The sequence below is a fragment of the Actinomadura sp. NBRC 104425 genome (assembly GCF_030269545.1).
Taxonomy (GTDB): domain Bacteria; phylum Actinomycetota; class Actinomycetes; order Streptosporangiales; family Streptosporangiaceae; genus Spirillospora; species Spirillospora keratinilytica.
Genome location: NZ_BSTN01000003.1, coordinates 321,709 through 333,747 on the forward strand (window position 1 = coordinate 321,709; position 12,039 = coordinate 333,747).

At 73.1% G+C, this 12,039-nt stretch carries 7 protein-coding genes; 1 reads left to right on the forward strand and 6 read right to left on the reverse strand.

Annotated features, from left to right (window positions below):
- Positions 1 to 26: 26 nt before the first annotated feature.
- The 4 genes from QSK22_RS07265 to dxr form a co-directional block, all read right to left on the reverse strand.
- Entirely contained in the window at positions 27 to 1,655 is a 1,629-nt protein-coding gene (locus tag QSK22_RS07265) for an alpha/beta hydrolase (RefSeq protein WP_285493217.1), read from the reverse strand.
- Positions 1,656 to 1,807: 152 nt separating this feature from the next.
- On the reverse strand, positions 1,808 to 3,397 hold the full coding sequence (locus QSK22_RS07270; RefSeq protein ID WP_285493218.1) for an alpha/beta hydrolase: 1,590 nt from the start codon (positions 3,395 to 3,397) through the stop codon (positions 1,808 to 1,810).
- 536 nt (positions 3,398 to 3,933) lie between these two features.
- Positions 3,934 to 5,103, reverse strand: a complete 1,170-nt coding sequence (gene ispG / locus QSK22_RS07275) for a flavodoxin-dependent (E)-4-hydroxy-3-methylbut-2-enyl-diphosphate synthase (RefSeq protein ID WP_285493219.1) — start codon at positions 5,101 to 5,103, stop codon at positions 3,934 to 3,936.
- Positions 5,104 to 5,290: 187 nt separating this feature from the next.
- Complete coding sequence (gene dxr, locus QSK22_RS07280; protein WP_502872285.1) at positions 5,291 to 6,568, reverse strand: 1-deoxy-D-xylulose-5-phosphate reductoisomerase; 1,278 nt, start codon at positions 6,566 to 6,568, stop codon at positions 5,291 to 5,293.
- 198 nt (positions 6,569 to 6,766) lie between these two features.
- On the opposite strand from dxr, the gene QSK22_RS07285 reads away from it, so the two are divergent.
- Entirely contained in the window at positions 6,767 to 7,747 is a 981-nt protein-coding gene (locus QSK22_RS07285; RefSeq protein ID WP_285493220.1) for a trypsin-like serine peptidase, read from the forward strand.
- Positions 7,748 to 7,873: 126 nt separating this feature from the next.
- Here the strand turns inward: QSK22_RS07285 and QSK22_RS07290 are convergent, their stop codons facing one another.
- Both QSK22_RS07290 and QSK22_RS07300 read right to left on the reverse strand, forming a co-directional pair.
- Complete coding sequence (locus tag QSK22_RS07290) at positions 7,874 to 9,322, reverse strand: HAMP domain-containing sensor histidine kinase (RefSeq protein WP_285493221.1); 1,449 nt, start codon at positions 9,320 to 9,322, stop codon at positions 7,874 to 7,876.
- Between the two features lie 729 nt (positions 9,323 to 10,051).
- A complete protein-coding gene (locus QSK22_RS07300; protein ID WP_285493223.1) occupies positions 10,052 to 11,266 on the reverse strand; it encodes an ABC transporter substrate-binding protein in 1,215 nt (404 codons plus the stop codon).
- Between the last annotated feature and the right edge of the window lie 773 nt (positions 11,267 to 12,039).

Here is a 12,039-nt window from a genome sequence, read left to right on the forward strand (position 1 = left end):
AGCACCACGTAACAAGCCTATGACGTTCACCGCCCTGTCGCGGCAACAGGTTCCCCTTCCGCGGCCTCCGCGGCGGTGCCGGTGCGGCGGTCCCGCCGACCGGAGCCGGCCTTGGGCGGCGGCGGAGCGGAGCACGCCAGGTCCGAGCCCTTGCGCGACGGCGGCAGCGCGCCGGTGGCGAGGTAGGCGGCCACGGCCCGGTCCACGCACCGGTCCCCGCTGAAGGTGACGCCGTGGTTCCCGCCGCGGAGCTGCGTGATCAGCCGGGAGCGCGGGAACAGCCGGTGCGTCTCCAGCGCGCCCGGGTACGGGGTGGCGGCGTCCGCGGTGCCGGCGACCAGCAGGATCGGGGGCAGGCCGCGCCGGTTTCGGACGGCGGGTTTCGATCCCCCCGGCACCCGCCAGAAGGCGCACGGAGCGTTGTACCAGGTGTTACTCCAAGTTTCGAAACGGTAACCCTTGCGGTACAGCCGCCAGGCGTCGTCGTGCCAGCGGGCCCAGTTGCGGGGCCATGCCGCGTCGCGGCACTCCACCGCGTTGTAGACGGTGTAGTTGTTCTGGTCCAGCCAGGTCGGCCTGCGGTAGAGCCTGCCCAGCGGCTTGGGGTCGCGCCGCACGAGGTAGGCCGACAGGGCGCGCGCGTGCGACGGCCAGGTGCGGTCGTTGTAGCCGTCGTTGAGGAACACATCGTCCAGTTCGGACGGGCCGAGGCGGCCGTTGACGGGTTTGCGGGTGACCGCCCTGTGCACCTTGGCGTAGGAGCGGGCCACGGCCCGGCGGGTGCGTCCCAGCTTGTACGTCCGGTGGTGGCGGGCGATCCACGCGAAGTAGGAGCGGATGCGGCGCTCGAACACGACGTTCTGGTACAGGTTGCTGGGGTACCAAACGGCGCTCGGCCTGATCACGCTGTCGAGCACCATGCGCCGCACCCGGTGCGGGTACATCGTCGCGTACACCGCGCCCAGGTACGTGCCGTACGAGTAGGCGAAGTAGGTGACCTTCTTCTGGCGCAGGGCGGCGCGGACGTAGTCGATGTCGCGGGCCGAGTCCACCGTGCGCATGTACGGCAGGATCGAGCCGTAGCGGCGGGCGCAGTCGGCGGCGAAGCGGCGGGCCCGGTTCTTCCAGGCGCGCTCCTCGGCGGCGCTGCGCGGCACGTAGGGCGCGCGGGGCCGCCCCGGGTCCTGGTACGTGCGGTCGCAGACGAGCGCGGGCTTGCTGCCGCCCACGCCGCGCGGGTCCAGGCCGATCCAGTCGTACTGCGCGGCGACCTTCTTGTCGAGGTTGCCGGTGACGAAGCGCGGCAGGTCGCGGGCGTGCGCACCGGGCCCGCCGCGGTTGAGCAGCACCACGCCCTGGTAGGTGCGGGCGGTGTGCCGGATCCGGGACAGCGCGAGCCTGATCTTCCTGCCGCGGGGCCGGGAGTGGTCGAGCGGGACGGCCAGCGTGGCGCACTCCATGCCCCGCAGCGCGGTCTTCTCGACCGGGTCGTTGGCCGGGCAGGGGCGCCAGGACAGGCGCGGCGGCCGGACGGTGGAGGCGGCCGCCGGAAGCGGCGCGAGCAGGGTGAGGGCGAGGGCCGAGGCCGCCGCCGCGGCGGCGCCCTTTCCGGTTCCGCCGACCGGCGCCCCGCCAGCAGAGAAGACAGTGAGCACCCTTCGTTGTCTACCGGGCGGACGCGTCGCTGTCCGGGAGCGCCGTGATCAGCGCGATTCCGCTCGATACTCCGGCAAAGCCGACGCCCGCGGACCGGCGGTGCGGTCCGCGGGCGCCGCCGCTGCGAAGTCCGGCCGGGACCGGTCCGGGGTCAGGGACGGCCGATCAGCACGTCCTTGCCCTTGGGCGCCGTCGCGGACTTGAGCGTGTAGGGGTTCGGGTCGTTCAGCCTGGGGTCGGCCTGGCAGGTGACGTCCGCGCCCCGGCCAGGCTTGCGTGCGGGCAGCGTTCCCGCGTTCAGGTACGCCGCGACCCGGTCGTCCAGGCAGGCGTTGCCGTTGAGGGTGTTGGCGTGCGTCTTGCCGCCCTCCTCGGCGATGAGCCGCGCGGTGGGGAACAGCTTGCGCATCTGCTCGCCGCCCGGGTACGGGGTGGCCGCGTCCAGCGTGGACTGCACCAGCAGGAACGGGGGCACCTTCCCGGCCTTGTCGCCGACCTTGAACGCGCGTCCGCTCTCGGCGGGCCAGAAGTGGATCGGCGCGTTGAACCAGGTGTTGGACCAGGAGTTGAAGCGGATGCCGCTGCGGTACTGGCGGACGGCGTCGTCGTGCCAGGTCTTCCACTTCGACGGCCAGGGGGCGTCCACGGCCTGCACGGCGTTGTAGACGGCGAACCCGTTGTCGCCGCCGCCCTCGCTGACCCAGCCCAGCAGCGGCCCGGCGTCCTTGTTCACCGCCCACGCCGACAGCGCCTCGGCGAAGTAGGTGTAGAAGACGGTGTTGTAGGCGGCACTGAGCACGATGTCGTCCAGCTCGGACGGGCCGACCTTGCCGCCGATCGGGGACTTCTTGGCCTGCGCCCGGATCCGGTAGTACGTCGCCTCGACCTCCTTGGCGGTCGCGCCGAGGTGGTAGAGCGAGTCGTACTCGGCCGTCCACGCCCACCAGAGCTTCATGTTGCGCTCGAAGGCCTCGTTCTGCTTGAGCTGGGCCTCGTACCAGACGTTGCGGACGTCCACGTTGCCGTCCCACACCATCCGCTTGACGTTGCGGGGGAACAGCGACGCGTACGTCGCGCCCAGGTAGGTGCCGTAGGAGAAGCCGTAGTAGCTGATCTTGTCGGCGCCCAGCGCCCTGCGGATCGCGTCGATGTCGCGGGCCGCGTCGGTGGTGCGCATGTGCGGCAGCAGCCAGCCGTACTTCTCACCGCACGCCTCGGCGTACTTCTTCGAGCGCGCCAGCCAGACCCGCTCCTCCTTGGCGTTGGACGGCACGTAGTCGGGCCGCACCGGGTCGGAGTAGTCCGGCACGCAGCTCAGCGCCGGCTTGCTGGACTCCACGCCGCGCGGGTCGAACCCGATGATGTCGTACTTGGCGGCGACCTCCTGGGGCAGCCAGGCGGCCAGCCCGCCCGCCAGGTACAGCCCGGCACTGCCGGGACCGCCCGGGTTGGCGAGCAGGACGCCCTGGTAGTGCGCCGTGTCGGTGGCCTTCACCCGGGACACCGCGATCGAGATCTTGCGGCCGTTCGGCTTGGCATGGTCGAGCGGCACCTGCAGCTGGGCGCACTCGGCGTTGCTCAGGTACGAGCCGCCGGTCACGTCGGTGGGGCACGCGCCCCACTCCAGGGCGCCGGCGGCGGGGCGCGCGGCCGCCGGGGACGCCGTTGCGGCGCCGGCGGCGGCCGCGGTGCCGCAGATGCCGAGCGCCGCGGCGGACATGATCACTACGAGCCTTCTCAACGAACCCCCTCGGGATCGGTCCGGTCGGCAGAACAGAGCCCCGTTCCGGCGCGGGGAACGGGGCCCTGACGCTTCAGCGGATCAACGCGTGGTCGTCGTCGGTGGCGGGGGCATGCGCCGCCGCGGTGATCGGTACGAGTCTCCTCACGGATCCTCCCTCGGTCCGCGCGGGCTCCCGGCGGAGCCCGCCGAGCGGAACAACGGAGAAATCTTGACGATGCAGACACCTGCGGCGGGAGAGCCGACAGCGAGTGATGCACAATCGTGACGAAGCCCGAAAACTCCGCAAACCACCGCCTTGCGCGGCCAGCGCGCCCAAGAGCAGGCGTCCAGGGTGCAGACCGGGGCGCGGAAGGGAAGCAGTGCGAGCCCGCCGAGGGGCGCACGAAACCGGGCGGGCGGCCCGGCGCGAGAGGGCCGGCGGCCCGGCGCGAGAGGGCCGGCGGCCCGGGACGGAGCGGGCGGCGGCCCGGCGGCGAGGTGCCCGGGCCGCCCGGAGGGGGTGTGCGCGGGCGCGTGGGACGCCCGCGCGGACGTCAGTGGACGGTCACCTGCGGGGAGGCCGAGCCGTCCTCGTCGATGTCGACGCCCATCTCCTCGGCGAGGCGCATGGCCTCTGCGATCAGGGTCTCGACGATCTGCGACTCGGGGACGGTCTTGATGACCTCGCCCTTGACGAAGATCTGGCCCTTGCCGTTGCCGGAGGCCACGCCGAGGTCGGCCTCGCGGGCCTCGCCGGGGCCGTTCACCACGCAGCCCATGACGGCCACGCGCAGCGGGACGGGGAAGTCCTTCAGGCCGGCGGTGACCTCCTCGGCGAGCTTGTAGACGTCCACCTGGGCGCGGCCGCAGGACGGGCAGGAGACGATCTCCAGGCCGCGCTCGCGCAGGCCGAGCGCCTCCAGGATGGCGGTGCCGACCTTGACCTCCTCGACCGGAGGCGCCGACAGCGACACGCGGATGGTGTCGCCGATGCCCTGCGACAGCAGCGCGCCGAAGGCGACCGCGGACTTGACGGTGCCCTGGAAGGCGGGCCCGGCCTCGGTGACGCCCAGGTGCAGGGGGTAGTCGCAGCGCTCGGCCAGCAGGCGGTACGCCTCGACCATCACCACGGGGTCGTTGTGCTTGACCGAGATCTTGATGTCGCGGAAGTCGTGCTCCTCGAACAGCGAGCACTCCCACAGCGCCGACTCCACGAGGGCCTCGGGCGTGGCCTTGCCGTGCTTGGCCAGCAGCCGCTTGTCGAGGGAGCCGGCGTTGACGCCGATCCGGATCGGCACCCCGGCGTCCTTGGCCGCCCGGGCGATCTCGCCGACCTTGTCGTCGAACTTCTTGATGTTGCCGGGGTTGACGCGGACCGCGGCGCAGCCCGCCTCGATGGCGGCGAACACGTACTTGGGCTGGAAGTGGATGTCGGCGATGACCGGGATGGCGGACTTGCGGGCGATGGCGGGCAGCGCGTCGGCGTCGTCCTGCGACGGCACCGCGACCCGCACGATCTGGCAGCCGGCCGCGGTCAGCTCGGCGATCTGCTGCAGCGTGGCGTTGACGTCGGCGGTCACGGTCGTGGTCATCGACTGGACCGACACCGGCGCGTCGCCGCCGACCGGCACGTCCCCCACCATGATCTGCCGCGACTTGCGGCGCGGAGCCAGCCGGCGCGGTTCGTCGCCGCGGACCGTCGGAATACCGAGTGAAACGCTCATCCCTCTCCTTTACCTCGCCCTCCTACCCTAGGCGGCACGGGCGGATGGATAAGGCTCGACCGGGCGGCGAATGCCCGGTGCGCGGCGATGTCATGACCGATCCGATACTTTGGGTGACCGATTGCGGACGTTCCGCGCCACCGCGGCGGCCGCAGCGGGTCGGCGAGGATCCGCCATGGAGCGCCCGTCAGCCCTCGCGGGCGGTCAGCTCGCGCGCCCTCGTCCGCGCCCACGCGTCGGCGGCCAGCACGTCGTCCAGCGTAAGCCGGCCCTGCGGCCCGCCCGAGTCGTGCTCGTGCACCACCCGCGCGACGGTGTCGACGATCCCGAGGAACGGCAGGCGGCCCGCGCGGAACGCCTCCACGCACTCCTCGTTGGCCGCGTTGTAGACGGCCGGGGCGGTGCCGCCGCGCTCCCCCACGTGGCGGGCCAGCGCCACGGCCGGGAACGCCTCGTCGTCGAGGGGGAACAGCTCCCAGGTGTGGGCGCGGGTCCAGTCGAGGGCGGGGGCGGCGTCCGGGACGCGATCCGGCCAGTTCAGGCCGAGCGCGATGGGCAGGCGCATGTCGGGCGGGCTCGCCTGGGCCAGCGTCGAGCCGTCGGTGAACTCCACCATCGAGTGGATCACCGACTGCGGGTGCACCATGACCTCGATGCGGTCCATCGGGACGTCGAACAGCAGGTGCGCCTCGATGACCTCCAGGCCCTTGTTGACCAGGGTGGCGGAATTGATCGTGACGACCGGGCCCATGTCCCAGGTGGGGTGGTCGAGCGCCTGTTCGGGGGTGACGTCGGTCAGCTCGGCGCGGGAGCGGCCGCGGAACGGCCCGCCGCTGGCGGTCAGCACCAGCCGGCGGACCTCGGCGGCGCGGCCGCCGCGCAGGCACTGGGCCAGCGCGGAGTGCTCGGAGTCGACCGGGACGATCTGCCCCGGCCGGGCGCGCTCGGCGACCAGCGGGCCGCCGACGATCAGCGACTCCTTGTTGGCCAGCGCGAGGGTGCGGCCCGCGTCCAGCGCGGCCAGGGTGGAGGACAGGCCGAGCGCGCCGGTCACCCCGTTGAGCACCACGTCGCACGGCCACGCCGCCGCCTCGGCGACGGCCTCCGGGCCCGCCACGATCTTGGGGATGGCGTAGTCGCCGGCGGCGTAACCGTGCCGCTTGGCCTCGGCGTAGAACGCCAGCTGCAGGTCCTGGGCGGCGGATGCGCGGGCCACCGCGACGACCTCGGGCCGGAACTCCAGGGCCTGCCGGGCCAGCAGGTCGACGCGGCCGCCGCCGGCGGCCAGCCCGGCCACCCGGAAGCGGCCGGGGTTGCGTCGGATCACGTCCAGGGCCTGCGTGCCGATGGAACCGGTGGAGCCGAGCACGACGACGTCGCGCGCGCCGGGGGCGCCCCCGGCGGGCCCGTCGGCCGGGGCGGGGGCGGCGTTCTGGTCTGCGGTCACCCGTCCATTGTCGGCCATCGGCGGACGGCCCCGTGCGCGGCCGCCGGCGGCCCCGGGCTGAAATGCGGTGACGCGCAAAAACACCGATCCAACGCCCGGCATTTGTGAAGTTATGCCACTAGTCGGACATTGAGCGCGAAACTACCGTCCGCTCACAGGCGTACACCTCTCTCCCGACCCTTTCACCCCCGTCTCCCCCCGATCTCCGGAGACCACATGAAACGCCTTCTGCGCAACGCGGCCATGGCCGCGGTGGGCGGTGTTGCGCTGGTTCCCCTGCTGACCGTCCCCGCGAACGCATCCGCCCCCGCCGCTCCCCTGCCGCCGTCCTCCCCCGGCCCGGTGACCCGGATGCAGGCGCCCGACGACTCGGAGCAACAGCGCGTGCTGCGGTTCTGGACGACCGAACGCATGCGGTCGGCCGTCCCCATGGAGAAGCTGTTCAAGCCCAAGTACAAGAAGACCCTGGATCAGGTGCGGCGCGGGTTGGCCAAGGTGCTGCCGCCCTCCTTCTCCATCCCCAACACCGGCAGCCCCTGGACCGGGGGCGGCAAGGTGACGCACACGGCGGGACGAGTGTTCTTCACTTATCAGGGCCGTACCGCCTCGTGCTCCGGGGACGCGGTGACGAGCGACAACAAGAGCACCATCATCACCGCCGGGCACTGCGTCAAGCTGGACGGGGCCTGGCACACCAACTGGGTGTTCGTGCCGGGCTACGACAACGGCGCGCGCCCCTACGGCACGTGGACCGCCGGCAAGACGCTCGCCACCCCCCAGTGGACGGCCAGCGAGGACCTCAACTACGACGTGGGCGCGGCCGTGGTGAACGAGCTGGACGGCCGCAAGCTCGTCGACGTCGTGGGCGGCCAGGGCATCGCGTTCAACCAGCCGCGCGGGCAGGACATGCACGCCTTCGGCTACCCGGCGGCCGACCCCTACGACGGGTCCGAGCTCATCTACTGCAGCGGCCCGTCCATCGACGACTTCTTGCTGACCGACGACCACGGCCTGGCCTGCGACATGACCGGCGGGTCCAGCGGCGGTCCGTGGTTCATCAGCTTCGACGAGTCCACCGGCACCGGCATCCAGAACTCGGTCAACAGCTTCAAGTACAACTTCCTGCCGACCCACATGTTCGGCCCGTACTTCGGCGCGGACGCGCAGGACCTCTACGAAACGGCGCAGTCCTCGTAAGGCCCGCGCGGTCGGCCGGGACCGGCATCCTCCCGCGGCCCGGCGGCCGGTGTCTCCCCCCGCGCACCGGCCGCCGGGTCTTTCACCGCCCGGGCCCGTCCGGCCCGTGGGGCGCGCAGGGCCGGTCTAGGAGCGCTCGCCGGGCCCGTGCGGCCGGCACGCCGCCGACCTCGTCGGCTGCGGGCTCTGGGCGGCGACCGGCCGGGGCGCACCGGACGGCGCCTGCGAACCGGACCCGTCCGGCGACGGCGGCGAGGCGAGGCGGTCCGCGTCGCGCAGCAGGGGCAGGCGCAGCAGCAGCCGGGCGCCTCGCAGGCTGTCGGCGACGTGCAGGCTCCCGCCGTGCGCCAGGGCGATGTCCCGCGCGATCGTCAGGCCCAGCCCGGTGCCGCCGGCCGTGCGGCTGCGCGCGGCGTCCAACCGCGTGAAACGCTGGAACACCCGTTCCCGGTCGGCGGACGGGATGCCGGGGCCGTCGTCGCAGACCTCCACCACCGCTTCCTCGCCCTCGGGCCGCACCACCACCTCGACGTGGCCGGCGGCGTACCGGTCGGCGTTGGACAGCAGGTTGACCAGCAGTCGGGCGAGCTGCAGCCGGTTGCCCGCCACCGCCACGCCCGGGTCGACGCGGGCGGAGACCGGCAGCCGGGACGACCACTGGGCCAGCTCGCTCTCCACCAGCCGGCTCAGATCCAGCGGGATGCGGGCGGGCTCGACGCCGGCGTCCAGCCGGGCCAGCGCCAGCATGTCCTCGACGACGTGGTGCAGCCGCTCGGCGTCGTCCAGGCACTCGCGCAGCGTCTCCATCGGGTCGGTCTCCTCGGGGGCGCTCAGCGCCAGCTCGACGCGGGTGCGCAGGGCGGTCAGCGGGGTGCGCAGCTCGTGCGAGGCGTCGGCGACGAACCGGCGCTGCTGCTCGCCCGACCGCTGCAGGCGGTCCAGCGTGGCGTTCAGCGTGGCGGCCAGCCGCGCCACCTCGTCGGGGCTGTCGGGCACCGGCATGCGGCGGCTGAGGTCGGTGCTGGTGATCTCGGACATGGCGGTCTCCAGCTGCGCGACCGGGCGCAGCGTGCGGCCCACGGCGCGCCAGGTCACCCCGGCGGCCACGACGACCACGACGATGCACAGCCCGGCCACGGTCAGCGCCGGGACGGGGCTGCCCAGCGCCCACGGCCCGGGAACGGCCCCGTACACCGCGACGGTGCCGTGCCCCGGCACCGTCGTCCGGTAGCCGACGATGTTCAGGCAGTCCGAATGCCACGCCGGATCGCCGCAGCTGCGGGTGTCGACGCGGTCCTTCCCCGAGGCGGGCAGGGCGTGGCTGAGGGGCGCCTTGCCCTGCAGCGGCGCGCTGGCCGCCAGCACCCGCGGGTCGCGGCCGGTGGACACCACCTGGAGCAGGGCCACGCCGTCGCGTGCGGGCAGCACCCCGGTCGCGGCCCCGTGTCGGTACGCCGCCGCGGTGTGCTGGGCGGCGCGGGCGGCGCGGGCGGTCAGATGCGAGGTGATCAGGTACTGCGCCGCCACGATGGTGGCGACGCCCACGATCAGCAGCACCGCGCCGATCAGTCCCACCGCCGCAAGAGTCACCCGGGCACGAAGCGAACGGGGCCAGTGCCGCCCGTTCCGTGCACGCCTGGGCGGGGCGGTGACGCGCATGTCTCCTTTGTATGTCCGACTCGTACAACGCCGGGCAAAGCAGGCACCCCGATTGAAAGGTGATATTTCTCCCGATTTCTACCTTTGGTCGGGAAAGCCCCCGCCGATCGCATCACGCGGCCGCTCCGGCGCGGCCCCTTGCGCCCGGGACCGAACTTTGCCCGGCTTTTCACCGACGGTAACTGATACATCACACTGGCCCGCCTATAAAGGTAAGCGTGCATCGGCACCCGTCACGGGAGACAGGGATGGGCCGTATGGGCGAGCTGACGTTCGACCCCGGCGTGCTGACCGCCGCGCAACGCGACGGGGACGCCTGCGTCGTCTGCCACAAGAAGTGGCCGAGACCGCGCGTCCGGGTCGGCCGCCTGCCCGAAGGCCAGGGCGTGTTCGCGTGCGACGAGTGCGCGCCGGCCATCCGTCCTGTACCTCGCCCCCGCAGGGGGGACCGGGAGCCGGGCGCGAACGCCGGGATTCCGGTCCGTGAACCGGAGCCGGCGCGGACTGCGGTCATCACGTAGACCGCCGTCACGGAGGTCTCTCATGGAGGAGGGTGACCCGGGCTTTCGGGGGGACGCCCGGGACCACCCGTAAGGCGCGCCCGACTGGGGGCGGTCGGGCGCGCCGGAGAGCCCTTTCCCCGACTCACGGGACGCGTTTGCCGCCCTTGGTGGCCTCGAACCACGCCTCGGTCCACTCGGCGTAGTCGGTGCAGTCGCGCCGCCCCTCGGCGCCGCCGGACGTGCCGCACTGCCTGGACGGCGTGTGCGCGAAGATGACCTTGTCGAGGTAGTCGCGGTCGCCCACGTGGTAGGCGTTGCAGAACGCTGCCCTCAGCCGGTCGCCGTCGCACGCCTGCGGGTTGGCGGGCGCGACCCCGGACCACTCGGCGATCTGCTGCTGCACGTCGGGCGTGGCCGTCCACTGCAGCCACTGGTACATGCAGTTGGGGTGCTCGGCGCGCGCGCCGATCATCCAGGCGTTCATCCACCCCGTCACCCCCTCGGAGGGGGCGACGCCCCGCACGGACTTGCCCGCCCGGCTCAGCACGTCCACCTGGTACGGCCACACCTGCCCCACGGCCGCCTCGCCCCCGGCGAACGCGCTGACCGAGTCGGCCGGCAGCTCCCAGTACATCTTCACGTGGGGACGCTGCCGGGCCAGCACGCGCTTGGCGGCCTCCAGCTGCTCGCGGGTCAGCGAGTACGGGTCGTCGATGCCCAGGTCGCGGTCTGTGCCGCGCAGGTAGAGCGCGGCCTCGGCGATGGCCAGCGGGCTGTCGCGCATGACCAGGCGCCCGGAGTACCGGCGGGCCTGCGCGGGGTCGAACAGCGCCGCCCAGCTCGACGGGGCGGGCTGGGCCGACCGCGTGTCGTACATCAGCAGGTTGGAGCCCCACACGTACGGCACCCCGTAGACGGTCTTGTCGCGCTTGAGCAGGTTGCGCAGCCGCGGCTCCAGCTTGCGGTAGTTGTCGACGAGGCCGGTGTTGACCGGCGCGACGTCCTTGCTGTCGATGAGCCGCCCGGCCACCTCGGGCGGCGCGGCCACGCCGTCGTACCGGCGGGACTTCATCTGCATCACCTCGGCCATGTCCTCGGCCGAGGCGACCACCTTCAGGCTGACCTTGCAGCCGGTGCGCTCCTGGAACGGCGTCACCCAGTCGACGCGCGGGTCGCTGCCGCCGTTCTCGATGTAGCCGGGCAGGGTCACGAGGTTGAGGGCGCCCTCCCCCGGCCCGAGGGTGCTCGCCACCCCCACCGTGCCGACCGGCTTCTCCTCGCCGCCGCTGCAGGCGCCCAGCGCCGCGGCCAGAACCGCGGCCACTCCCGAGGCCAGCACCTTGGCCCTCAGCCCCATGTCGCTCCCGAGTCGCGTGTCGTGTCCGCCGCGGTCGGCGGGCCCCCGGCTCCCCGCGGGCCGCCCGTCCCCGGCGCCGGCCCGCCCCATCGGCGCAGCGTAGCGTCTCCGGCCGCAGGATCAGGCCCGTCCCCGTTCACGAGTACGGCGGCGCGCGCACGAGGACGCGCCGCGCCGTTCGAACGGAACCCGATGCCGCCGGGCGCGGCCGTTCCCCCGGTCCGCAAGAATGGACGCCGAATAATCCAGCGAGGCGAACGGCCCGTTTCACATACCCCGCTTCGCCGATTCCGGTCGCACCGGCACGCCGTTTTCCGGCGGCGCGGGAAATGATTCGCGCGGGAGGGGGAGCCCGCCGCGGCCCGGGGCGGGCAGCGGGTGCCGGTGACCGCGCCATACACGGAGGTTGCCGGAGAGGGATATGGCGCGGGCTACTGCCCTTCCCGGAGCCGCGGCGGCGCCGGCGGACGCGGCGGGGCGGGGGAGCGGCGGATCACCGCACGGTGCCGCCCGGCCACGCCATCGCCGGCACCCGGCGGAGCGGCGACGGGGTGCCGCCCTCGAGACGCAGCAGATTCGAGGGGCGTCGCGGGTCCGGCCGGGGGTCGTCGGACGGCCGGGGACCGTGCCCGGTCACCGGCCCTACCGCCCGCGCGGGCGGCCATTGCCCTGACTGGAGCTGCCCTGACTGGAGCGCTGCTTGGGGCGCCGGCTGGGGCGCCGGCCGCCTGGACGACTCGGCGTGGCAGATCACCTCGATGCGTGCGATGAGC

Excerpts from the sequence above, each read along its gene's own strand:
- dxr (WP_502872285.1), bottom strand. The coding sequence starts at position 6,568 with ATGGCCGACAATGGACGGGTGACCGCAGACCAGAACGCCGCCCCCGCC.
- QSK22_RS07285 (WP_285493220.1), top strand. The coding sequence starts at position 6,767 with ATGAAACGCCTTCTGCGCAACGCGGCCATGGCCGCGGTGGGCGGTGTT.
- QSK22_RS07300 (WP_285493223.1), bottom strand. The coding sequence starts at position 11,266 with ATGGGGCTGAGGGCCAAGGTGCTGGCCTCGGGAGTGGCCGCGGTTCTG.
- ispG (WP_285493219.1), bottom strand. The coding sequence starts at position 5,103 with ATGAGCGTTTCACTCGGTATTCCGACGGTCCGCGGCGACGAACCGCGC.